General features: G+C 51.8%; 20 protein-coding genes. 3 read left to right on the top strand and 17 right to left on the bottom strand.

All coding sequences use genetic code 11. The annotated features are described in order from the left end of the window. Positions 1-80 precede the first annotated feature (80 nt). The 8 genes from nuoE to truC form a co-directional block, all read right to left on the bottom strand. Positions 81-554 (bottom strand): NADH-quinone oxidoreductase subunit NuoE, encoded by a 474-nt coding sequence (nuoE, locus tag DBY97_RS05815; RefSeq protein ID WP_107857772.1) that lies wholly within the window; start codon positions 552-554, stop codon positions 81-83. Continuing rightward, positions 554-1,810, bottom strand: a complete 1,257-nt coding sequence (gene nuoD / locus DBY97_RS05810; RefSeq protein WP_002221612.1) for an NADH dehydrogenase (quinone) subunit D — start codon at positions 1,808-1,810, stop codon at positions 554-556. The genes nuoE and nuoD overlap by 1 nt, the downstream gene beginning before the upstream one ends. Next, the gene (locus DBY97_RS05805) at positions 1,800-2,393 is read right to left on the bottom strand and encodes an NADH-quinone oxidoreductase subunit C (RefSeq protein WP_107857771.1); all 594 of its coding nucleotides are present in this window, start codon (positions 2,391-2,393) and stop codon (positions 1,800-1,802) included. Before DBY97_RS05805 ends, nuoD begins: the two co-directional genes overlap by 11 nt. Positions 2,394-2,405: 12 nt before the next feature. Continuing rightward, on the bottom strand, positions 2,406-2,888 hold the full coding sequence (locus DBY97_RS05800) for a NuoB/complex I 20 kDa subunit family protein (protein ID WP_002215610.1): 483 nt from the start codon (positions 2,886-2,888) through the stop codon (positions 2,406-2,408). Next, on the bottom strand, positions 2,879-3,235 hold the full coding sequence (locus DBY97_RS05795) for an NADH-quinone oxidoreductase subunit A (RefSeq protein ID WP_070606431.1): 357 nt from the start codon (positions 3,233-3,235) through the stop codon (positions 2,879-2,881). Before DBY97_RS05795 ends, DBY97_RS05800 begins: the two co-directional genes overlap by 10 nt. Before the next feature lie 336 nt (positions 3,236-3,571). Then, positions 3,572-5,029 carry an oligopeptide:H+ symporter gene (locus DBY97_RS05790; RefSeq protein ID WP_107857770.1) on the bottom strand — a complete coding sequence of 486 codons (1,458 nt, stop codon included), beginning with the start codon at positions 5,027-5,029 and terminating at the stop codon, positions 3,572-3,574. A gap of 199 nt (positions 5,030-5,228) precedes the next feature. After that, positions 5,229-6,332 (bottom strand): peptide chain release factor 2, encoded by a 1,104-nt coding sequence (gene prfB, locus DBY97_RS05785; RefSeq protein WP_107857769.1) that lies wholly within the window; start codon positions 6,330-6,332, stop codon positions 5,229-5,231. Between the two features lie 97 nt (positions 6,333-6,429). Next, positions 6,430-7,146 carry a tRNA pseudouridine(65) synthase TruC gene (gene truC, locus DBY97_RS05780; RefSeq protein WP_107857834.1) on the bottom strand — a complete coding sequence of 239 codons (717 nt, stop codon included), beginning with the start codon at positions 7,144-7,146 and terminating at the stop codon, positions 6,430-6,432. A gap of 140 nt (positions 7,147-7,286) precedes the next feature. On the opposite strand from truC, the gene DBY97_RS05775 reads away from it, so the two are divergent. Continuing rightward, complete coding sequence (locus DBY97_RS05775; RefSeq protein ID WP_107857768.1) at positions 7,287-8,015, top strand: TIGR00730 family Rossman fold protein; 729 nt, start codon at positions 7,287-7,289, stop codon at positions 8,013-8,015. Positions 8,016-8,112: 97 nt separating this feature from the next. On the opposite strand, the gene DBY97_RS05770 is transcribed toward DBY97_RS05775, so the two are convergent. From DBY97_RS05770 to sstT, 4 genes are all read right to left on the bottom strand, one after another. Continuing rightward, positions 8,113-8,604, bottom strand: coding sequence for a surface-adhesin E family protein (locus tag DBY97_RS05770; RefSeq protein ID WP_107857767.1), 492 nt, complete (start codon positions 8,602-8,604; stop codon positions 8,113-8,115). Between the two features lies 1 nt (position 8,605). Beyond that, on the bottom strand, positions 8,606-9,253 hold the full coding sequence (locus DBY97_RS05765) for a hypothetical protein (protein WP_107857766.1): 648 nt from the start codon (positions 9,251-9,253) through the stop codon (positions 8,606-8,608). A gap of 125 nt (positions 9,254-9,378) precedes the next feature. Continuing rightward, positions 9,379-11,235: an ABC transporter ATP-binding protein gene (locus DBY97_RS05760; protein WP_107857765.1), complete on the bottom strand. Its 1,857-nt coding sequence runs from the start codon at positions 11,233-11,235 to the stop codon at positions 9,379-9,381. Between the two features lie 232 nt (positions 11,236-11,467). After that, positions 11,468-12,691 (bottom strand): serine/threonine transporter SstT, encoded by a 1,224-nt coding sequence (gene sstT / locus DBY97_RS05755; protein WP_107857764.1) that lies wholly within the window; start codon positions 12,689-12,691, stop codon positions 11,468-11,470. A gap of 445 nt (positions 12,692-13,136) precedes the next feature. Here sstT and DBY97_RS05750 point away from each other — a divergent pair, with 445 nt between their 5' ends. Further along, a complete protein-coding gene (locus tag DBY97_RS05750) occupies positions 13,137-14,978 on the top strand; it encodes an autotransporter assembly complex protein TamA (protein ID WP_107857763.1) in 1,842 nt (613 codons plus the stop codon). Positions 14,979-15,058: 80 nt separating this feature from the next. Next, a complete protein-coding gene (locus DBY97_RS05745; protein WP_107857762.1) occupies positions 15,059-19,207 on the top strand; it encodes a translocation/assembly module TamB domain-containing protein in 4,149 nt (1,382 codons plus the stop codon). Positions 19,208-19,631: 424 nt separating this feature from the next. Here the strand turns inward: DBY97_RS05745 and DBY97_RS05735 are convergent, their stop codons facing one another. From DBY97_RS05735 to DBY97_RS05715, 5 genes are all read right to left on the bottom strand, one after another. Continuing rightward, complete coding sequence (locus tag DBY97_RS05735; RefSeq protein ID WP_107857761.1) at positions 19,632-20,210, bottom strand: sigma-70 family RNA polymerase sigma factor; 579 nt, start codon at positions 20,208-20,210, stop codon at positions 19,632-19,634. A gap of 142 nt (positions 20,211-20,352) precedes the next feature. Then, entirely contained in the window at positions 20,353-21,039 is a 687-nt protein-coding gene (locus DBY97_RS05730; RefSeq protein WP_107857760.1) for an HvfC family RiPP maturation protein, read from the bottom strand. Beyond that, on the bottom strand, positions 21,029-21,871 hold the full coding sequence (locus tag DBY97_RS05725; RefSeq protein ID WP_107857759.1) for an HvfB family MNIO-type RiPP peptide maturase: 843 nt from the start codon (positions 21,869-21,871) through the stop codon (positions 21,029-21,031). Before DBY97_RS05725 ends, DBY97_RS05730 begins: the two co-directional genes overlap by 11 nt. Positions 21,872-21,957: 86 nt before the next feature. Next, on the bottom strand, positions 21,958-22,230 hold the full coding sequence (locus tag DBY97_RS05720) for a hypothetical protein (RefSeq protein WP_049333024.1): 273 nt from the start codon (positions 22,228-22,230) through the stop codon (positions 21,958-21,960). Positions 22,231-22,328: 98 nt separating this feature from the next. Beyond that, on the bottom strand, positions 22,329-22,778 hold the full coding sequence (locus DBY97_RS05715; protein ID WP_107857758.1) for an HvfX family Cu-binding RiPP maturation protein: 450 nt from the start codon (positions 22,776-22,778) through the stop codon (positions 22,329-22,331). Between the last annotated feature and the right edge of the window lie 98 nt (positions 22,779-22,876).

Below are 22,876 nucleotides of genomic sequence, written 5' to 3'. Positions count from 1 at the left end.
TTATTGTTACTTTTAAATCACAATTTAAAATTTTGGAATAACTAGTAAGTTTGATTACAAACCGAATATGTTCAGACGATCTATTCTAATTCTGCTAATTTTTTCTCAATCGCCTCTTCAGTCATAAAGCTGCACATGCTGTGGTTGTTGACCAGCATGACCGGAGCGTCGCCGCATGCGCCCATGCATTCGCCTTCGACAAGGGTAAATTTGCCGTCGGGCGTGGTTTCGCCGTAGCCGATACCGAGTTTTTGTTTGAGGTATTCGCCGGTAGCCATACCGCCGCGCAGGGCGCAGGGCAGGTTGGTACAAACGGTCAGTTTGTATTTGCCGACAGGCTCAAGGTCGTACATATTGTAGAAAGTAGCGACTTCGTAGGCTTGTGCAGGCGAGATGCCGATATAGTCTGCGACAAAGGTGATGGTCTCGGGAGCAAGCCAGCCTTTTTCGGTCTGGGCAATACGCAATGCGCCCATAATGGCGGAGCGGCGTTGGTCGGCAGGATATTTTGCCAACTCGATGTCGATTTGTTTTAAAGATTCTGCGGATAACATTATCGGTCAACCTCCCCGAATACGATGTCCTGCGTACCGATGATGGCAACGACGTCGGCCAGCATGTGGCCTTTTGCCATTTCGTCCATGCCTTGCAGGTGGGCGAAGCCGGGTGCGCGGATTTTCAGGCGGTAGGGTTTGTTTGCGCCGTCTGAAATGATGTAAACGCCGAACTCGCCTTTCGGATGTTCGACAGCGGTGTAGGTCTCACCCTCGGGAACGTGCATACCCTCGGTAAAGAGTTTGAAATGGTGAATCAGGTCTTCCATACCTGTTTTCATTTCAGTACGTTTGGGCGGAGCGAATTTGTGGTTTGTGGTAATGACCGGACCCGGATTGACACGCAACCACTCGGAACATTGTTTGATGATGCGTACGGATTGACGCATTTCTTCCATACGGCAGAGGTAGCGGTCGTAGCAGTCGCCATTGACGCCAACGGGGATGTCGAAATCCATTTTGTCGTACACTTCGTAAGGCTGTGTCTTACGCACATCCCATTCCACGCCAGAACCGCGCAACATAACGCCGGTAAAGCCTTTCTGCATGGCGCGCTCAGGAGAGACGACGCCGATGCCGACGGTACGCTGTTTCCAAATGCGGTTGTCGGTCAGAAGGGTTTCGAGTGTATCGATGTTTTTCGGGAAACGTTCGCAGAAGGCGTCGATAAAGTCGAGCATGGTGCCTTCGCGGGATTCGTTGAGCTGCTTCAATACTTTGGCATTGCGGAATTTGCTGCTCTCGTATTTGGGCATAAAGTCGGGCAGGTCGCGGTAAACGCCGCCGGGACGGAAGTAGGCTGCGTGCATACGCGCGCCGGACACGGCTTCGTATAAGTCCATCAGCTCTTCGCGGTCGCGGAAGGCGTAAAGGATGGCGGTCATCGCGCCAATATCGAAGGCGTGCGAACCGATGCCCATCAAGTGATTGAGGATGCGTGTTACTTCGGCAAACATCACGCGAATATACTGGGCGCGGATAGGCACATCGATACCGGCAAGTTTTTCTACTGCCAAACAATACGCCTGCTCGTTGACCATCATGGAAACATAGTCCAAGCGGTCCATATAGGGCAGAGCTTGCAGATAGGTTTTGGTTTCAGCCAGTTTTTCAGTACCGCGGTGCAGGAGGCCAATATGCGGGTCGGCACGGACGATGGTTTCGCCCTCCAACTCCAAAATCATACGCAATACGCCGTGCGCCGCAGGGTGTTGCGGGCCGAAGTTGATGGTGTAGTTTCTTAATTTATTGGCCACCGTAGTTCTCCTCACGGACGATACGCGGCGTGATCTCGCGCGGCTCAATGGTAACAGGTTGGTAAATCACGCGTTTTTGCTCTTCGTCGTAACGCATTTCCACATAGCCGGAAATCGGGAAGTCTTTGCGGAACGGATATCCGACAAAGCCGTAATCGGTCAGGATGCGACGCAAGTCCGGATGGTTGTTGAACATGATGCCGTACATATCGAAGGCTTCGCGTTCGTACCAATCCGCGCTGTTGTAAATATCGACTACGGATTCGACTACGGGGAAGTCGTCGTCTGAAACCCAGACGCGTACGCGGATGCGTTGATTGTTTTTAACGGAAAGCAGCTGACTAACGACGGCAAAGCGCTTGCCCTGCCATACTTCGTTTTTGTAAGTGCTGTAATCGACACCGCACAAGTCAACCAGAAGCTCGAAATGCAACTCTTCATGGTCGCGCAATGCGGTCATGACTGAAATATAGTGTTCGGGCAGACACTCGACGGTAATCTCGCCCAAAGCCGAAATGACTTTGCTTGCCTGATCGCCAAGCACGCCGATGACGGTCTCGTATAAGTTTTGAATGCTTGCCATATCGTCCTCTCCTTACTCGTCACGCGCGATGGTGGAAGTGCGCTTGATTTTTTGTTGGAGCTGAATCAGGCCGTAAATCAGGGCTTCCGCAGTCGGCGGACAACCCGGCACATAAACGTCTACCGGCACGACGCGGTCGGCACCGCGCACAACGGAATAAGAGTAGTGGTAATAGCCGCCACCGTTGGCACACGAGCCCATAGACAATACCCAGCGCGGCTCGGCGAGCTGGTCATACACGCGGCGCAGTGCAGGTGCCATTTTGTTGGTGAGCGTACCCGCCACAATCATCAGGTCGGCCTGACGTGGGGACGGACGGAAAATGATGCCGAAACGGTCAAGGTCATAACGCGCCATACCCGCATGCATCATTTCCACGGCGCAGCAGGCCAAGCCGAAAGTAACCGGCCACAATGAACCGGTACGCATATAGTTCAACACCGTATCCGCGCTGGTGGTGATGAAACCTTTTTTCAAAACGCCTTCTATTCCCATTCCAGCGCACCTTTTTTCCATTCGTAAATAAAGCCTACCGTCAGAACGACGATAAACACCAGCATAGACCAGAAGCCGTACGCGCCCAAATCTTTGAACACGACTGCCCACGGCAACATGAACGCAACCTCCAAATCAAACAGGATAAAGAGGATGGCGACGAGGTAATAGCGCACGTCGAACTTCATCCTTGCGTTTTCAAAGGCTTCAAAACCGCATTCGTAAGCCGCGTCTTTTTCGGCATAGTGATGTTTCGGGCCTAAAATTGTGCCGAGCAGAATAAACAGCACGCCGGCCGCAAGGCCGACGAGGATGAATACGAGGACGGGAAAATAACTGGCCAACATGGTCGTACCTAACTGGTTGACAGACAAATCTTAAAAATAGATTACCATTTTATCGAATTTCAAAAGCCATTTAAAGGTAAATATCAGCAAATCAGCAAAAAAACCCTAATAAATTCAATAAAGTTATGAGAACAATTCTTATTCTTATTTAATATTTCCAAATTTTAATTTCGTTTTAATCATGTATCATTTAATTCGGATTTTCCGCCTGTCCGATTTACTTCAAAAATATGGAAAACCACCCTTTTCCAAACCTCAATAAAAACATTAGGCCGTCTGAAAACTGATTCTTTTCAGACGGCCTGTATTTACATCACATTATTTGAAATAGAAAAATCAATCGACACCTTTGAGCATACGGTTCAATACCGGGGTAAGTACCAGCAGGATACCGAAGGTTACTGCGCCGATGGTGGCTAGCATCCAGTAGAAATCCAATGGCGACTGAGCATTGTAGTAGTCTTTAAACAACACTCCGCCCAAAGTAAAGCCAATGGACAATGCTAAGAAATTCAACGCAACCATTTGTGTTTTAAACATGCTCGGTGCGATTTTGGTGGAAAACGACAACGAAATCGGCGACAGCATCAACTCGCCTATCGTAATCGCCAGCAACACCAGCATAAATACGATAATCGGCATCGGGGTTCCGGATGAAATATACGGGATGAAACACAAATAAGAGACGCCGGTTACCAACATGGCCAGCGCAAACTTCAACGGCGTTTTAGGTTGGCGTTTGCCCATTTTCGTCCACACCGCCGCCATCACGCCGGAAAAGAGAACCACCCACATGGCCTGTATCGAGTCTTTCCATGAAACAGGCACGGTAAAGCCGAAGAAAGTACGGTCAACCGTTTCGTCGAAATAAACCGTTGCAACGGTGTACACCTGAAACCAAACCGCCCAGAACATACAAATAGTCAAAAACAGCGGAATATAGGCCATGATGTAACGTTTATTGGCTGCCTCAACCTGGCTGCTGCCCAGCAGGCGTGCAAAATAAGCGATAACGGTAATAATGACCACGCCCAAGAGCCAGCGTGAAAAGTTCTCAAGATTAAGCGCGCCGGAAGCAATCACGCTGCCCAACACCAAAACCAGCAACACGCCGACAGCTATTGCAGTCTGTACCTTTTCAGGGCGCAACGGATTGGGAGCCGGCGTATGCGGCAGGTTTTTACGGCCGCGCGAATACCACAGCAGGCCGAATGCCATACCGACGGCCGCCGCACCGAAACCGTAATGGAATCCCATTCCGTCTTGCAAAATACCGGTCAACAAAGGGCCTAAGAAACCGCCGATATTGATGGAAATATAGAAAATAGAGAAACCGGCATCGCGCAATTCGCGCAGGTCGTCCCGTTCATACAAAGAGCCGACCATCGAACCGGCAGACGATTTCACGCCGCCGCTGCCCAGCGCGATAAACACCAAGCCCAACAGCAATCCCATCAAGCCCGGCACAATCGCCAATAAAATATGGCCGGTCATCACGACGATACCGGCGATAAACAGGGTACGTTCCGCGCCCCAAATGCGGTCGGCCAACCATGCGCCGAGAATGGTGGACAGGTAAACGCTGCCGCCGTATGCGCCAACGATACCGCCGGCCAAAGCCTTATCCATACCCAAACCGCCTTGATTCGCGGCGTAATACAGATAAATCAGCAGGATGCCCTGCATACCGTAGAAAGAAAAACGTTCCCACAGCTCAATATGGAATAGGGTGGATAATTGCAAAGGATGGCCGAAGAAAGTTTTCTCGGCAGAAGACAGCTTTTGACCGGACATTTAATAAGTTCTCCTAATATATCGGACAGGATCAGGCTTCAGACGGCCTATTGCACCTACCAATCATTTTTATAGAAACTATATATTACCGCCAATCTTTGCATTTGCAAAACATGTTTTAATATTTGCAAAATATTGTTTCTTTCAAACTGAAAAATGCCGTCTGAAATCTTTCAGACGGCATTTTATGTTTTACGGTTTATACGCCTTGTTTCAGGCTGGCTTCGATGAAGCCGTCCAAGTCGCCGTCCAAAATGGCTTTGGTGTTGCCAACTTCGTAGCCTGTGCGCAAGTCTTTAATGCGCGAGGAGTCCAAAACGTACGAACGGATTTGGCTGCCCCAACCCACATCGGACTTGCCGTCTTCCAATGCCTGTTTCTCTTCGTTGCGTTTGCGCATTTCCAATTCGTACAGTTTGGATTTCAACATTTCCATCGCGGCAGCTTTGTTGGCGTGTTGCGAGCGGTCGTTTTGACACTGCACCACAATTCCCGTCGGCTCGTGGGTAATACGCACGGCGGAGTCGGTTTTGTTAATGTGCTGACCGCCGGCACCGGATGCGCGGTAAGTGTCGATACGCAAATCGGCCGGGTTGATTTCGATTTCGATGGAATCGTCGATTTCGGGGTAAACAAACACGGACGAAAAAGACGTATGGCGTTTGTTGTTTGAGTCAAACGGCGAGTAGCGCACCAGGCGGTGAACGCCGGTTTCGGTACGCAGCAGGCCGTAAGCGTATTCGCCTTCCACGCGGATGGTGGCGCGGTTGATGCCTGCGATTTCGCCGTCGTCTTCTTCAAGGATTTCGATTTTGAAGCCTTTGCGCTCGGCGTAGCGGCTGTACATACGGAACAGCATACCTGCCCAGTCTTCGGCTTCTGTACCGCCCGCGCCTGCGGTGATGTCGATAAAGCAGTTGTTCGGGTCGGCAGGCTGGTTGAACATTCGTTTGAATTCGAGGTCGGCCATTTGTTTTTCCAAACCGGCCACATCTTCCTGCACGGCGGCGAAACCTTCTTCGTCGTTTTCTTCGACGGCCATTTCAATCAGCATGCGGTTGTCTTCGATACCTGTGGCGATGTTGTCGAGGGTCACCACGATGCCCTCGAGGATTTTGCGCTCTTTGCCGATTTCTTGGGCGCGTTTGGGGTCGTTCCAGAGTTCCGGGTCTTCGGAGAGGCCGACGACTTCTTCAAGGCGGTCTTTTTTGCCTTGATAGTCCATATAGACGCGGATGTCTTCGCTGCGCTTCTCCAAGTCGTTTAGGGTGTTGTTAAGCTGGTTGATTACTTCGGCTTCCATGATTCTTGTGTTCTTTCAAAATTTTAGGGGCGTATTGTAAGGGATTTGCCTGTTTTTTTCCATGACCGGGCCGTCTGAAAATGTGCGGCTTGGCTTTTCAGACGGCCTCGGTTTTAAATTTTTCCAACCAAAGCCGCCAGTCATTGTCTATCGGCGCTTGTACGGTCATCCGGCTGCCATCTTCTATACTTTGAAAACTGAGGCTTCGCGCGTGCAACATTAAGCGTTGCGTGCCGATATGTTCGGCAACGGCATGGTTTTGGCGCAAATCACCGTAGTTGGTGTCGCCGACGATGGGGTGGAAAATGTGTTTCATATGGCGGCGGAGTTGGTGTTTGCGTCCGGTGTGCGGCATAAGTTCGGCCCACGAATAACGCGAGGTCGGATAACGCAGGGCGGATTGGAACGGCAACTCGGTTTGCGCCAGACAACGGTAGGCGGTTTGCGCTTCCTGCAATGTGGCTTCGGTCTGCGCTTCGGCGATTTTGTCGGGCATATATTTGAGGGCGTAATCAATCAGGCCGTCTGAAGGCAGATGACCGCGAACAATCGCCCAATACGTTTTTTCGATGGTCTTGTTTTCAAACTGCTGCGTCAATAACCGTGCGGCTTCCGTATCGAGGGCAAACAGCAAGACGCCGGAAGTCGGGCGGTCGAGGCGGTGGACGGGATAGACGTGCTGCCCGATTTGGTCGCGCAGGGTCTGCACGGCAAAACGGGTTTCGTGTTTGTCTAACCAGCTTCGGTGCACCAGCATTCCGGCAGGTTTGTTGACGGCAATGGTGCAGCTGTCGCGGTGGATAATATCGAGCATGGCGGAGCAGTTGAATAAAAGCAGATATTGTAACGGGCTTTTGAAAATGTGGCAGGTACACTTGCCGCCGAAACCCAACTTTCAGACGGCCTGCCCCTTTCAGGTTACAATACGGCACATAAAAACACGAAGGAAAAGCCGTGAGCCTGCTCAAAAAACTGCCCAAACCCATGCTTCCCGACGAAACACGCCGCGATATTCAGGCGCGCGAGTCGTATCATGTATTGAAGATTATTTCCGAATTTGTCGAAGCCGGCGAAGAATTGCGCGCCATTCAGCCGGCCGTCAGCATTTACGGCAGCGCGCGCACGCCTGAAAACCATCCCGACTACGCGTTCACATTACGCTTGGCGCGCAAACTGTCGGATGTCGGATTTTCCGTCATTTCCGGCGGTGGGCCGGGCATTATGGAAGCAGCCAACAAAGGCGCGTTTGCAGGCGCAAGTCCGGCGGTGGGGTTGAATATCGTGTTGCCGCACGAGCAAAAAGCCAATCCGTATCAGGATTTGTCAATTAAATTCCAACACTTCTTCCCGCGCAAAGTCATGTTCGTCAAACACGCCGTGGCCTATGTCGTCATGCCCGGCGGTTTCGGCACATTGGACGAATTGTTTGAAAGCCTGACTTTGGTGCAAACCGGCAAAACGCCCGACCGCCCGATTATCTTAGTGGGCAAAGCATTTTGGGCGGGACTGTTGGACTGGATACGCGAGCAGTTATTGGGCAGAAACCTGATTTTGGAAGAGGATTTAAACCTGATCCGCGTCATCGACGACGAAGACGAAATCATCGAAGAAATCTTCGCCCATTACGAAAACCGCTTGGAAGACTTGTCCGAACACCAAAATGCTTGGTCGCTGGGGCTGTAAAAAACTAAGGTTTCAACTGAAAAAGGGCGGTTATCCCACCTGCCCTTTGCTTCATTAATAAAGGCCGTCTGAAAATGTTTTCAGACGGCCTTGAGATTTATCTTTTTCGACCTTTCTTCTTATCCATTTTATCCAACGCTTTTCCCATATCTTCTAAAGCATTCGGATTACCACCAAAGTTATGGCCGCCGACACTACACACAGTAGCAGATAGCATACTCATCGTCGAAATCTCTTTCATTTCAAACCGTTCAGATTCCCTTGGGATCTCATGCAATAATTTCCCTTTCCCGAAATGACGACTGTATAGTTTTACCGGCTCCGGATTCATAATATCAATCCTGTTCAGACAATCCAGATAGTGCTTCTCTATCATGGAAGTACCTGCCAAATTTTTATTCGTATCATCAAAATTAGTTATCACATCATATACTAACAAATTTGGGTTGTGAGGATGATTCTTGATACTTTCCATATCTGCATAAACACGACTCTGAGCACCATCCAGCATTGGCAAAAATCTTGGCTTATCGGCAAATACTGAGATTGGCAAACAAATCGTCATCAAAAAAACAGCTAACTTTTTCATTTTACTTTCCTCCGATCAGATCAAGTCGTTCACGACGAACCAGTTTATCATTCGGATAACCCTGAATAGTACAGATGAGAGAAGTTTTACCGTCACTCTCTTCCAATATTAGCGATTTTTCTACTGTATTTTTTGCAGGCATCGAACCAGACGTTGCTTGCATATTTGGCAGCCAACGCAAAGACTTATGACTATTAATAATAATTTGCGGAGAAGCCACAAAATCCTCTCCCATCGGTTTCAATCCCCATTGCGGGAACTTTGCTACCACATCGGCAGCCCGAGCTTTTTTAAGCTCGAACCCCCAGAAATAAAAGACAGGATTTTTACCAGTCTCATTAACTGGCAGTTCCGAATATTCTGCCGAAAAACTACTAAAATGTATGCCGTTTAATATTATCGGTTTATTGAAGATGACCTGTCTTTTCCCATCTTCATCGGCACTACCTAACTGAAAACGTGCAGTCTTTCCTACTTTCTCAATTGGAGCATATTTACTCAATGGTTCCTGCTTGTTTTTCAAGATATCAAACATAGATGCATCACATTTTACAAATGCGTTCAGCAACTCTTCTTCTGCACTTCCTGCCCATGCATTGGTTGTAAGTGCAAGTACAGCCATACTCAAATATTTGATAGATCGTTTCATATTGTCTTTCTAAAGTTAGCGTAGATTATCGTTGAACTACCCAACCATTTTAATTCATGACATCAAATTAAGCACGATCTAAATTATTGTTTTTTCAGACGGCCTCTTATCTTCTTTCAAAGCGCTTAATTGTTTTCCCACTCGACATGCTCACTCAAGAAGCCGCCGCTTTGATGCGCCCAAAGTTTGGCGTACAGGCCTTGTTTCTCGAGCAACTCGGTGTGGCTGCCTTCTTCGATGATGCGGCCTTTGTCCAAGACGATAAGGCGGTCCATTGCGGCGATGGTGGAGAGGCGGTGGGCGATGGCAATCACGGTTTTGCCTTCCATCATTTTGTCGAGGCTTTCTTGGATGGCGGCTTCGACTTCGGAGTCGAGCGCGCTGGTGGCTTCGTCAAGCAACAGAATCGGCGCGTCTTTGAGCATGACGCGGGCGATGGCGATGCGTTGGCGCTGGCCGCCGGAAAGTTTCACGCCGCGTTCGCCAACGTGTGCATCATAGCCGCGTCGGCCTTTGGCATCGCTCAAGTTAGGAATAAAACCGGCGGCCTCGGCGCGTTCGGCGGCAGAAATCATTTCGGCTTCGGTCGCATCGGGACGGCCGTAGATAATGTTGTCGCGGACGGAGCGGTGCAGCAGGGAGGTATCTTGCGTCACCAAACCGATTTGGGCGCGCAGACTTTCTTGGGTAACGCTGTCCACGTTTTGGCCGTCGATCGAAATCGTGCCGCTTTGCGGTTCGTAAAAACGCAGGAGCAGGTTGACGATGGTGGATTTGCCCGCGCCGCTGCGGCCGATCAAGCCGACTTTTTCGCCGGGCTTGATGTTCAGATTAAAGCCGTTAAGGAGCGGTTTGCCTGTTTCATAAGAAAAATCGACGTGATCAAACTTGATTTCGCCTCGGGTGACTTTCAGCGGCAGGGCTTGCGGTTTGTCGAGGATGGTGTGGGGTTTGGACAGAGTGGCCATGCCGTCATTGACGGTACCGATGTTTTCAAACAATCGGGCAGACTCCCACATGATGTATTGCGACAAACCGTTCACACGCAATGCCATGGCCGTGGCCGTAGCTACCGCGCCTACGCCGACTTGGCCGTGATACCAAAGCCAAATACCCAAGGCGGTCGTGCCGACGGTCAGCGAGCTGTTGACGATAAAGCTGCAGGTGTGCAGCAGCGTTGCCAAACGCATTTGGGCATGGACGGTTACCATAAACTCTTCCATCGACTGCTTGGCATAAGCGGCCTCGCGTGCGCCGTGGGAGAAGAGTTTGACGGTGGCGATATTGGAATAGGCGTCGGTAATGCGGCCGGTCATCAGCGAGCGCGCATCAGCTTGGCGTGCAGCGGTTTTGCCGAGTTTGGGAATCAGGAAGCGCATAATCATCGCGAATCCAATCATCCAGCAGATAAACGGCACGATAAGCCAGGCATCGAATGAGGACAGAATCACGCCGGAAGTGATGAAGTACACCAGCACATACACAACCATATCGGCGACGGTCATCACGACATCGCGCAGCGCCAGCGCGGTTTGCATGACTTTGGCGGACACGCGTCCTGCAAATTCGTCCTGATAAAAGCCCAGGCTTTGACCCAGCATCAGGCGGTGGAAATTCCAGCGCAGGCGCATGGGGAACACGCCTTGCAGGGTTTGCAGGCGTACACTGGACGCGAAAAAGGTCCAAACGGCAAAAAATGCCACCATGGCCATCATGCCGATTAATGCATGGCCTTTTTCAGCAAAAAGCGTTTGCGGCGTATAAGCGCCAAGCCAGTCGACCACTTTGCCCATAAATTGGAACATCAAGGCTTCCATGATGCCGACGCCGACTGTAAACACGGCCAACACGGCAATCCATTTACGCACGCCTTCAATATTACTCCAAATAAACCGCCACAACCCTTTTTCTGGCGTTTTCGGAGCAGCTTCTGGATAAGGGTCGATGCGTGACTCGAACCATGAGAATATTTTTTTAATCATTGTTTTTTTTTTGCAAATGTGATAAGACGGTCAGGCCGTCTGAAAAGGATAACTCAAATACATTCAAGACTGTATTTTACGGGAAAAATCCGACTGATGACAGCGGATACCGTCAGTCCGACCAAACCAACCTATCGGCTTGGCCATCTAAGAATCCCTTTGCTTTGCCCAAAACAAAGGCCATCTGAAACTGTTCAGACGGCCTTTGCTGGATTTAGGTTAATCCTAAAAATCACTCTTTACGTTGACGACCCAAATCGGCAGCGGCAGTGAACAAAACGTCGGTGGAAGAGTTCAACGCAGTTTCTGCAGAGTCTTGAATCACACCGATAATGAAGCCGACGGCAACAACCTGCATGGCTACATCGTTATCGATACCGAACAGGCTGCACGCCAAAGGAATCAGCAGCAACGAACCACCGGCCACACCGGATGCACCGCACGCGCTGACGGTGGCCACCAGGCTCAACAGCAGGGCAGTGGCGAAGTCAACCGTAATGCCTTGCGTGTGCGCCGCAGCCATCGCCAAAACGGTAATGGTGATTGCCGCACCGGCCATATTGATGGTTGCACCCAATGGAATGGAGATAGAGTAAGTGTCTTCGTGCAGGCCCAGTTTTTTCGCCAATGCCATGTTCACAGGGATATTGGCGGCGGAAGAACGGGTGAAGAAGGCATACACGCCGCTTTCGCGCAGGCAGGTAAACACCAGCGGGAAAGGGTTGCTGCGGATTTGCGTCCACACAATAATCGGGTTGACCACCAACGCAATAAACAGCATACAGCCGAGCAATACGGCCAACAGCTGCATATAGCCGGCAAGCGCTTCAAAACCGGTTTCCGCAATAGTAGAAGACACCAAGCCGAAAATACCCAACGGCGCAAAACGGATAATCCATTTCACGACGGTCGAAACGGTATCGGCCAAGTCGGCCGCCACTTGACGGGTCGTATCCGAACCGTGATGGCGCAAAGCCGCGCCCAATACCAAAGCCCAAGCCAAAATACCGATATAGTTGGCATTAGCCAGCGCGTTAATCGGGTTGGCCACCAAATTCATCAGCAGCGTTTTCAACACTTCGATAATGCCGGAAGGCGGCGCAACGGATACATCGCCGGCCGCACGCAGAATCAGCGTGGTCGGGAATGCCATGCTGGCGACAACCGCCACCACAGCCGCGGCAAACGTACCGAAAATATACAAAATCAAAATCGGTTTGATGTGGGCCTGATTGCCTTTTTGGTGTTGCGCAATGGCGGCAGTCACCAAAACAAATACCAAAATCGGCGCGATAGCCTTAAGCGCACCGACAAACAGGCTGCCCAGCAGTCCTGCGCTGGTACCGACTTGCGGCGCAACTGCACCCACAAGAATACCTAAAACCAAGCCGATGGCGATTTGCACCACCAGGCTGACGCTGTTGATCGCGTTCAAAAGCGGATTGCCACTTGCCATATCCGTTCCTTCAATTTAAAGATATGTTAAAAAAGTCTTACATTCTAAAATAAAAAATCATTTGTCGGCGAGGTTTTCATGCACACCTCACAAAAACAGCATTAAAGTTTAGCATTTATGACACAGTTGGCACTTTATGCCAAAAATACGGTCAAAACCGCTCAAACCCTACTTTAAAGTATGCCCATACCGTTGCCTTATCCCTCTATATCTTGATTTCAGACGGCCTGAAATCTACGCCATAGAGCCGAATATTAAAGGCAACTTCATCAGTCAAAACACAAAACATAAATATTACAATCAGATAGAAACAAACCAAAATCCGCCCTTAAGTCGCATTTTGCAATGTTATTACGCTAAATTTCCGTTTATAACCAGCCTGAAACCTTGCAGAAATAATGTTAAAATCCCCAAACTGAAGAATTGTCGCTGTCGAACACACATCATGACCAAACTGACCTACCCTGTTTTATTTGCATCATTGGCGCTCGCCTACGGACACGCGTTGGCAGTAGATACTTCCGTTCCCAAAGCGGAAGACTACGAGGCTGTTCCCGAATCCGAAATGCCCAAGCAGCCCAAAGACGACCAAACAGGCAAACTCAAGCCCAAATTCCCCGTCAAAATCGACACCCAAGACAGCGAAGTCAAAGAAATGCTTGAGGAATACCTGCCGCTGATTACCCAGCAGCAGGACGAAGAGCTGGACAAAGAGCAGGTCGGCTTCCTCGCCGAAGAGGCGCCCGACAACGTCAAAACCATGCTCCAGACCAAAGGCTACTTTAACAGCAACGTCAATATTCAAGACCACGGCGAGAGCTACACCGTCAACGTCACCCCCGGCCCGCGCACCAAAGTCGACAACGTCAGCGTGGCCATCCTCGGCGACGTATTGAATGACGACAACTTGGCCGAATACTACCAAAATGCAATGGAAAACTGGCAACAGCCCGTTGGCGAAAACTTCGACCAAGACGGCTGGAGTGCGAGTAAAACCTCCGTCCTCAGCGCGGTAACACGCAAAAAATATCCTTTGGCGAAACTCACCACCACCCAAGCCACCATCAATCCCAATACCCAAAAAGCCGACTTAAACGTCATCGTGGAAAGCAATCGCCCGATTTACTTTGGCGATTTCCAAATCACCGGTACGCGCCGCTACCCTGAAAGCGTGGTTTCCGGCATGGCGCGCTTCCAACCCGGTTCGCCTTACGACTTAGACAAAATCCTCGACCTGCAACAGGCACTCGAACAAAACGGCCACTATTCCGGCGCGTCCGTACAGGCCGACTTCGACCAACTGCAAGGCGACCGCGTTCCCGTCAAAATCAACGTAACCGAAGTCAAACGCCACAAACTGGAAACCGGTATCCGCTACGACTCCGAATACGGAATCGGCGGCCGCATCGCCTACGACTATTACAACCTCTTCAACAAAGGTTACATCGGTTCGGTCGTTTGGGACATGGACAAATACGAAACCACGCTGGCCGCCGGTATCAGCCAGCCGCGCAACAACCGCGGCAACTACTGGACAAGCAACGTTTCCTACAACCGCTCGACCACGCAAAACCTTGAAAAACGCGCCCTGTCCAGCGGCATTTGGTATGTCCGCGACCGCAACAATATCGATGCCCGCTTCGGCCTTGAATTCATTACCGAAGACCGCAAAGTCCCCGACACCAGCTACGATTTGGGCCGAAGCCATGCCACCATGCTGACCGCCTCATGGAAACGGCAAAGCATCGAAACCGAGCTGCATCCTCAAAACGGCTACTACCTCGACGGCAAAATCGGCTCGACCTTGGGCAAATTCCTCTCCTCCACCCAAATGGCGCGCGCTACGGCACGCGCAGGCTATTTCTTCACGCCTGAAAACAAAAAAATCGGTACATTCATCGTACGCGGACAGGCCGGCTACGTTTACGCCCGCGAAGGCGAAGAAGTGCCTTCCAGCCTGATGTTCCGCACCGGCGGCGCGACTTCCGTACGCGGTTACGAACTCGACAGCATCGGCTTGGCAGGCCCCAACGGATCCGTCCTGCCGCAACGCGCCTTGGTGGTCGGCAGCCTCGAATATCAATTCCCGGTCACCAAAAGCTTCTCCGGCGCCATCTTCCACGATGTCGGCGATGCGGCAAGCAACTTCAAACACATGACCTTAAAACACGGTACCGGCTTGGGTGTGCGCTGGTTCAGCCCGGTTGCGCCGTTCTCCTTCGATATTGCCTACGGCCATCACGACAAGAAAATCCGCTGGCACATCAGCTTGGGCACAAGGTTTTAAAAAACATACTCACCATCCATTCCTTTAGACGGCCTCAGCCATTCCAGGCCGTCTGAAAAACAGACAAACAGAAAAATATCATGACCGATACTGCAAACACTTCCACGCCGCCTGAACAACAGCCTGCCCCGCCAAAGCGCAAAAAACGCCTGTTGCGCGGCTTTGTCCTGTCCGCCTTGGGCGTATTGACCGTTTCCGCCGGCGCAATCGGCTGGCTGGTCGGTACGGAATCGGGGTTGCGTTTCGGTTTGTACAAAATCCCGTCATGGTTCGACGTCAAAATCTCCTCGGACACACTGAAAGGCACGCTGATTGAAGGTTTTGAAGGCGACAAATGGTTGATTGAAACAGAAGGTGCGGATGTCAAAATCAGCAGCTTCCGCTTTGATTGGAAACCGTCCGAGCTGACCCGTCCGTCCTTGCACATTACCGAAGTCGTGGCCGGCGACATTGCCATCATGACCAAACGCACGCCGCCTAAAGAAGAAGAGCCATCAAAAGGCCTGCCCGACAGCATAGACCTGCCCGTTACCGCCTATCTCGACCGTTTGGAAACCGGCAAAATCAGCGTAGGCAAGCGTTTTGACAAGCAAACCGTCTATCTCGACCACCTACACGCAGCCTATCATTACGACAAAAAAGAACATCGCCTCCACATCAAAACCGCCGACACGCCCTGGAGCAGCTCGACAGGCGCGGTGGTGCTCGGTTTGAACAAACCTTACGTCCTCAATACCGCCATCTACACCAAAGGCCAGCTTGAGGGCGAAACCATACACGGCACGGTGCGCCTGTGGGGCAGCCTGCAAGACGTGTACACCGACCTGCTGCTCGACGGCGACAACGTTCATTTGTCTGCCAAATCCACCATCCACCCATTCGCCGACAGCCTCAACGAAACCGTCGGCGAAATCCTGGTTAAAGGTTCCAACATCAATCCGCAGGCCTTCCTGCCCAGCCTGCCCAAAGCACGTCTGAATTTCGACGCCACCACCATTCCGTCCTTTACAGACGGCGTTGCGCTGGAAGGCTCGATAGACTTGGAAAACGACCAAGCCGGTTTTGCCGATGAAAACTATATCCCCGTCAAACGCATCCTCGGCGAATTCATTGTCGATGACAAAGGCACGGTCAAAATCGAAGACATCGGCGTCGGCCTGCTCAAAGACGGCAGCATCGACGTATCCGGCACTATCGACACCGCCCAAGACCAGCTCAAACTCGCACTGGGCATCAACAATACCGGCGCAGACGACTTCGTCCGTCAAAACATCGCAGGCCGTCTGAACGGCAGTATCGACGTCAAAGGTGAAACCTCCTCCCCCGTCGTCAACTGGAATCTCGACAGCGGATTTGCGCGTACAGACGGCATGCTGTTTTTCCAAACCGACAAACAGCTCGGCCAGCGTACACTCAAGCTCGACAAAGTCCGCCTGGTTCCGCAAAACGGCGGCGAGCTCAACGCCAAAGGCTCGCTCGAACTCTTCAAAGACCGCAAACTGCAATTGGACATCGTCAGCAAAGCCTTCAACCCTGCGCGCATCGATCCGCAGCTTCCGCAAGGCAGCGTCAACGGCAACATCAACTTAACCGGCATACTGGCGCAAGAAAAATTCGCCGGCAACATGCAGTTTGCACCGAGTACGCTCAACGGCGTTCCGCTCAGCGGCAAAGCCGACGTCGCCTATGAAAACAAACACCTCTCTCGCGCCCTGACCGACCTGACCCTCGGCAGCAACATCGTCAAAACCAACGGCAGCTTCGGCAAAAAAGGCGACCGCCTCAACCTCAACATTACCGCCCCCGATTTGTCGCGTTTCGGCTTCGGCTTGGGCGGCCTGCTCAATGCGCGCGGCTACATCTCCGGCAGCTTTTCAGACGGCCTCAAAACCCTTGAAGCCGATTTGAACGGCGAAGCGCGCAACTTCAAAGTCGCCGATACCGTCAATATCCGCACCCTTGACTTCAAGCTTAAAGGTTCGCCCGACACCAACCGTCCGTTGAGTGCCGATATTAAAGGCGAACACATCGCCGTCTCCGGCGGCGCAGCCATGATCGACAACGTCAACCTGCTCATCAGCGGCACAGGTTCGCACCACCACATCCGCGGCAACAGCAACATGGCTGTGGACAGAAAACGCTACAAGCTCGACCTCGACGCCACCGGCGGCCTCAACAAAGACCAAACCCAATGGAAAGGCACGGTCGACACGCTCGACATCAACGGCGCGTTCAACCTCAAACTGCAAAACCGCCTCAACCTCGAAGCCGGCAGCGAACGCGTTTCCCTCAGCAGCGCACGATGGGCGGCTATGGGCGGCAGCCTCAATCTGCAAAATTTCGTTTGGGACAAGAAAGCCGGCATTACCAGTAAAGGCAGTGCACAAAATCTGCACATTACCGAATTGCACAACTTCTACACTCCACCTATCGAACACAACCTCGTCTTGGGTGGCGACTGGGATTTGGCGTACAGTCAAAACGCGCGCGGCTTCCTCAACATCAACCGTCAAAGCGGCGACATCATTCTGCCGGGCAAAGACCCGAAAAACAAACAACCTTTGGGACTTTCTGCGCTCGCCCTGCGCACCCGTTTCCAAAACGGCCGCATCGACAGCACGCTGGAAGGCAACACCCGCTTCGGCAAAGTTGACGGCATGCTCGGCATCGCCCAACAGTTCGGCAACAACATCAACAACGCCCCCGTCAGTGGCAAAGTCAATATCAGCGTTCCCGATTTGGGCTCGCTCAAATCCTTTATGCCGGCCACAGCCCAAGGCATTACAGGCCGTCTGAACGCGACCGCCACCATCGGCGGCCGACTCGGTTCGCCCACCGTCAACAGCAACCTCGACCTCCAAACCAATTACGGCCGGGCCGACGGTACCGTCAACATCGGTCAGGGCACCAGCTTCGATACCGCCCCTCTGAGCGGCAAGCTTAACCTGAACGTTGCCAACCTCGAAGTCTTCCGCAACTTCCTGCCCGTCGGCCAAACCCTCAAAGGCCGTCTGAACGCCGCCGTCAACTTGGCAGGCCGTCTGAACGATCCGCAACTGAGCGGCCTGATTAATGGCGACAACCTCTATTACCGCCATCAAACCCAAGGCCTGATTCTCGATAACGGCGTATTGCGTTCACGCCTGCAAGGTCAAAAATGGGTCATCGACAGCCTCAAATTCCACCGTGGCGGCACGATTGAGCTCAAAGGCGCGGTTAACCTTGCCAATGCCAACCCCGATGTTGACGTGGACATCGTCTTCGACAAATACCGCACCCTCTCGCGTCCAAACCGCCGACTGCAGCTCTCCGGCGCGGCCAAAGTCCTCTACAATCCGGGAAAAGGCGTATCGCTCAACGGCACGCTCAATACCGACTACGGTATGTTCGGTTCGCAAAAATCCTCCATGCCGACCCTCGACGATGATGTGGTTGTACTGGGCGAAACCCCAAAAGAAGCAACGGCCACCACGCCGATTAATATGAACCTTGTCTTGAATATCAACGACAATGTCCGTTTTGTCGGCTACGGCGCAGACGTTACCATCGGCGGCAAACTGGCCATCACGTCCCGTCCGGGCGAAGCCGTCCAAGGCGTTGGTACCGTGCGTGTTGTCAAAGGCCGCTACAAAGCCTACGGCCAAGACCTCGACATCACCAAAGGATCGGTTTCCTTTGTCGGCCCGCTGACCAATCCAAACCTCAACATCCGTGCCGAACGCCGCCTCTCCCCGGTCGGCGCTGGCGTCGAAGTCCTCGGCAGCCTCAACAATCCGCGCGTAACCCTGGTTGCCAAAGAAGCCATGAGTGAAAAAGACAAACTCTCCTGGCTCATCCTCAACCGTGCCAGCAGCGGCAGCGACGGCGACAACGCCACACTCTCCGCTGCCGCCAGCGCACTGCTTGCCGGCCAAGTCAACGACCGCATCGGTCTTGTCGATGATTTAGGCTTTACCAGCAAACGCAGCCGCAACGCCCAAACAGGCGAGCTCAACCCTGCCGAACAAGTCCTGACCGTCGGCAAACAGCTCACCAACAACCTCTACGCAGGTTACGAATACGGCATCTCCAGCGCCGAACAATCCGTCAAACTCGTGTACCAACTGACCCGCGCCATCCAAGCCGTTGCCCGCATCGGCACGCGCTCCTCCGGCGGCGAGTTGAAATATACCATCCGCTTTGACAACTGGTTCGGCAAAGACGAACCCGAGCCGGAAGAACAACACTAAAAGCCGTTAAAAAGGCCGTCTGAAATCTATCTTTCAGACGGCCTTTATCTTATTCTACCGTATCAGAATCTTCAGCCATGCCTCAAAAGGCAAAGGCAAACGGCGCAAGTTTGAAAACAGATACTGCTAAAAAAGTGAGTGGCAAACCATGGCTTATTCAAGGTTAGCGATAAATAAAGCAGATACAAAAAGGCCGTCTGAAACTGACAGGGGTAGGTTTCAGACGGCTTTTTTTGAATCATCGAAACATCTTGTGCATGGCATGGCTGATTAATTCGAGCTGTTTCTTATATTCGCGGCAACAGGGGCAGAGAGACAAGTGCACAGCGAGGGCAATGCGGTTAAAAAGACCGAGGTGCACTTGGTCTTGCTGTTTGGAAATCAGATCGGTTATTTTGCGGCATTTTTTCATGGCATTTTCCTGTCAGGCATGGGAGAACCATTTGATTTGCAGGCACTGGCGCAAGGTTTCGCGCGCGCGGTGCATGATGGTGTGATAGTTGGCATGGCTGATGCCGCATTGTTCGCGGATTTCATCGCTTGAAAAACCGAGAATCTCTTTCATGGTAAACACGCGGGCGGTGTTTTCCGGCAGATGGTAGAGGCAGGTCTGTAAAACTTGGTAGAACTCTTTATTGTTCAAACTGGCTTCGGGCGAGTCCCAACCCTGAGGTTGTCCTTCGTCTGTCCAATGCCCGTCGGCGGCAAAATGTCCTTCAAAAGCTTCATCCAAAGCTTCTTCGTCGCGCGTGACGAAAACTTGGCGTTGCCGCCCGATTTGGCGCAGGCAGTCGGTAATTTTGTTTTTTAAAATGGCAAACAGCCAGCTGCTCACTTGGGCGCCGCCTTTGAAACCCTCGGCCGCGCGGTAGGCGGAAAGCATGGTTTCCTGTACGAGGTCCTCCGCCAAATCGGGGCGGTCGGGCAGCTGGATATGGGCAAAGCGCAGCAGCAGTTTACGGGATTCGGCAAGCTCGGCATCGGTCAGTTCGGGTAGGGCCATAATGTATCAGTATGAAAGGAATGATCAATATGCTTCTGATTTTACGCTGATACGGAAAGAGCATGCGATTGAATCTATAAACGATTTCAGTAGTATTTTTGTTTCGCCGAAACCGACTGCGCCCGTTTCAGACGGCCTTGGTTTATGCCGCAACCAAAATGCCCTGTTCCAGCCATTCCGCCCATTTCTGCCTTAATGCGTCCTGCCAAACGTTTTCAGACGGCATGAACTCTACCAGCATGGTTTGCAGGCCGTTTAGGGAAGTGGGCGTTTCTGCCAGCGTTTCCAGCAATAAGGCGTCGAAATCGTCGAGCGTTTGATACATCACGTCGTCTTCCTTATCGCGCCACACCAAAACGGCAGTTTCCGCCTCCTGCAATTCGTCGGTCACGTCATACTGATAACGGCGCACAAAGGCGGCGGGAGAAAGGGTGTAAGCCAAATCGTCTGAATCGGCAGGCGAGGCTTCGCTGTCGGTTTGAGCGGTTTCGGCAAGCAGCTGGGTGTGTTCAAAGTCCATCAATGCCAAGAGGTCGTCTGAAAGCGGCAGGCTTTGGCAATATCGGAGGAACTCGCCGGGGATTTCTTGAAAATAGGGCGTTTGGGCGTGCGCGTCGCGGACGAAACCTTCTTTCAGACGGCCCCATTCTTCGCTGTCAAAGTATTGCAGCGTTTCGGTATAGCAGCGGTCGATAAAGCTGTGAATATTGTTGCGTATCAGGCGGATATAGACATTCAGGCGCTCTTGCGGCAATCCGTCTGCGGCTTTGCCTTCGCGTATGGCTTGGGCAAAGCGGTGTTGGTATTGGGCGGAGGTTTCAGGCTGCACGGCGGTATTCCTTTCCGGCACGCGTTTGATAGTCGGCGATTTGGGCGACTTCGGCTTCGAGTTCGGCAAAAGGCGGGAAATTGAAATCGCGTTCCAACAGGGTGGGCGGAATCGTCGGCAGTTTGGCATAGGCGAGTTCGAGTAAATCCCAAACGGTCGGCAAAACCGCCGCGCCATGCGTATCAATCAAAAGCTCGGGCGTTTCCACATCATGTCCGGCAATATGGATATAGCACACGCGCTCTGCATCCACATTTTCTAAAAAGGCTTCAGGCGACAACAGTCCGTGGTTGACGGCGTTGACGTAAATATTGTTCACGTCCAAATGAATGCCACAGTCGGCTTCACGGGCAACGGCGTTGAGGAACTCAACCTCGTTCATCTCGGCAAGCGGAGAATGCAGGTAGTAGGACGTGTTTTCTACGGCAATGCGGCAGCCCAACCGATCTTGCACTTCGCGGATACGGCGCGCGGTATGTTGCACCATTTCTTCAGTGAAAGGCAGCGGCAACAAATCGTAGAGATGACCGCCGTCGTGGCAGTAGCTCAAATGGTCGGAGAAAAACGTGCAGTCATAACGGCGCATCATTTCTTTGATGCCGTCTATCAAGGCGGTATCCAGCGGGGCTTGTCCGCCCAACGACATGGATAATCCGTGCAACGCCAGCGGCAGCCGTTCCGCCACGCGGTCAAACTGTTTGCGCGCCCTGCCGCCCATTTTCAGCCAGTTTTCGGGGGCGGCTTCGATAAAGCGTATCGGGCTGTCGTCTGAAAGCGAGAGGAAGTCTTCCGCCAAGTCACGGCGGTAGCCCAAGCCTGCGTGTTGAATCATGGTGATGTCCTGTTATGGTGCCGTATGAACGACAAAGTCGCATTTTCGTTTATAAAATGCGACTTTGTTAAAGGTATATTGCAGGATTATTTAGAACCGCATTTACCTTCGCCGCATTTGCCTTCTACTACTTTGGCCGCTTTGGCTTTAGATGCTTTGCCTTTTTTGGCGTGTGCTTTTTTCATGGCTGCGCCGCAAGAACCTTCACCGGCTTTGGCAGCCGCGCCGCAAGTACCTTCGGCAGCTTTAACAGTTTTCTCAACGGCCACGTCGCTGGCAGCTTTATCAGCGGCAACAACACCGGCAGCCAAAGACAGAGACAGTGCACCGGCCAGAGCAGCAGCTACATTTTTTTTCATTTCAACTTCCTTTTTAAAATATGGGTTTTAAAACAAATCAAGGGATAATATCGGGCATTTAAAGTCGGCCCGCGACCATTAATCCTTAAAGATAATCCTTAAAGAAAATACTTGATGCGGCAACAGCGTTTCTTCAGCAGTGCATCCAAAGACAGACGGCCTGCGCCCTGCAATAGGACAGGAAATAAAACCACCAAATAAATCAGTGCCATTTTATAACCGTTGTCGCACACATTGTAACCCAAGCCGGCATGTACCGCAGACCATGCGACAGCCGTCACAACCATCAATCCCAACGCAGACAGCCGCGTTGCCAAGCCGACGATGAGCAGCGCAGGCAAAACCAGTTCCGCCCACATGGCCAAATTCCAGTTGACCGTATCCGGAAACAAATTGAACGGAAAGGGAAATTGACTGTTTATTTCTGCAAACCAGTTTTCCCCGTTCCATTTTTCCAGGCCGGATTCAAGAAATTCATACGCGGCAAAAAGCCTGAGCGTCAACAAACCGAAAGCAGCCTGCCAAGAAGGGTTGGATGAGGTGTTCATTGGTTTTCCTTATCGATGTGTGTCAAATGGGCTGGGACGAAAAATCAATCGGCACCATCCCATCTTTCATGCCTGTTTAGACGCGGCAGCTTTAAAAA

Source organism: Neisseria subflava (assembly GCF_003044645.1).
In the GTDB taxonomy this organism is placed as follows: Bacteria; Pseudomonadota; Gammaproteobacteria; order Burkholderiales; family Neisseriaceae; genus Neisseria; species Neisseria subflava_B.
The sequence above is the reverse complement of the archived record's forward strand: the minus strand, read 5'-3'. Positions and strand labels throughout refer to the sequence as shown.

Coding starts and splice junctions, on each gene's coding strand:
- truC (WP_107857834.1), bottom strand. CDS start 7,146: ATGCTCGATATTATCCACCGCGACAGCTGCACCATTGCCGTCAACAAA.
- DBY97_RS05800 (WP_002215610.1), bottom strand. CDS start 2,888: ATGGGAATAGAAGGCGTTTTGAAAAAAGGTTTCATCACCACCAGCGCG.
- DBY97_RS05770 (WP_107857767.1), bottom strand. CDS start 8,604: ATGAAAAAGTTAGCTGTTTTTTTGATGACGATTTGTTTGCCAATCTCA.
- DBY97_RS05715 (WP_107857758.1), bottom strand. CDS start 22,778: ATGAACACCTCATCCAACCCTTCTTGGCAGGCTGCTTTCGGTTTGTTG.
- DBY97_RS05760 (WP_107857765.1), bottom strand. CDS start 11,235: ATGATTAAAAAAATATTCTCATGGTTCGAGTCACGCATCGACCCTTAT.
- DBY97_RS05725 (WP_107857759.1), bottom strand. CDS start 21,871: ATGATTCAACACGCAGGCTTGGGCTACCGCCGTGACTTGGCGGAAGAC.
- prfB (WP_107857769.1), bottom strand. CDS start 6,332: ATGGAAGCCGAAGTAATCAACCAGCTTAACAACACCCTAAACGACTTG.
- nuoE (WP_107857772.1), bottom strand. CDS start 554: ATGTTATCCGCAGAATCTTTAAAACAAATCGACATCGAGTTGGCAAAA.
- DBY97_RS05765 (WP_107857766.1), bottom strand. CDS start 9,253: ATGAAACGATCTATCAAATATTTGAGTATGGCTGTACTTGCACTTACA.
- DBY97_RS05790 (WP_107857770.1), bottom strand. CDS start 5,029: ATGTCCGGTCAAAAGCTGTCTTCTGCCGAGAAAACTTTCTTCGGCCAT.
- DBY97_RS05805 (WP_107857771.1), bottom strand. CDS start 2,393: ATGGCAAGCATTCAAAACTTATACGAGACCGTCATCGGCGTGCTTGGC.
- DBY97_RS05795 (WP_070606431.1), bottom strand. CDS start 3,235: ATGTTGGCCAGTTATTTTCCCGTCCTCGTATTCATCCTCGTCGGCCTT.
- DBY97_RS05745 (WP_107857762.1), top strand. CDS start 15,059: ATGACCGATACTGCAAACACTTCCACGCCGCCTGAACAACAGCCTGCC.
- DBY97_RS05750 (WP_107857763.1), top strand. CDS start 13,137: ATGACCAAACTGACCTACCCTGTTTTATTTGCATCATTGGCGCTCGCC.
- sstT (WP_107857764.1), bottom strand. CDS start 12,691: ATGGCAAGTGGCAATCCGCTTTTGAACGCGATCAACAGCGTCAGCCTG.
- DBY97_RS05720 (WP_049333024.1), bottom strand. CDS start 22,230: ATGAAAAAAAATGTAGCTGCTGCTCTGGCCGGTGCACTGTCTCTGTCT.
- DBY97_RS05735 (WP_107857761.1), bottom strand. CDS start 20,210: ATGGCCCTACCCGAACTGACCGATGCCGAGCTTGCCGAATCCCGTAAA.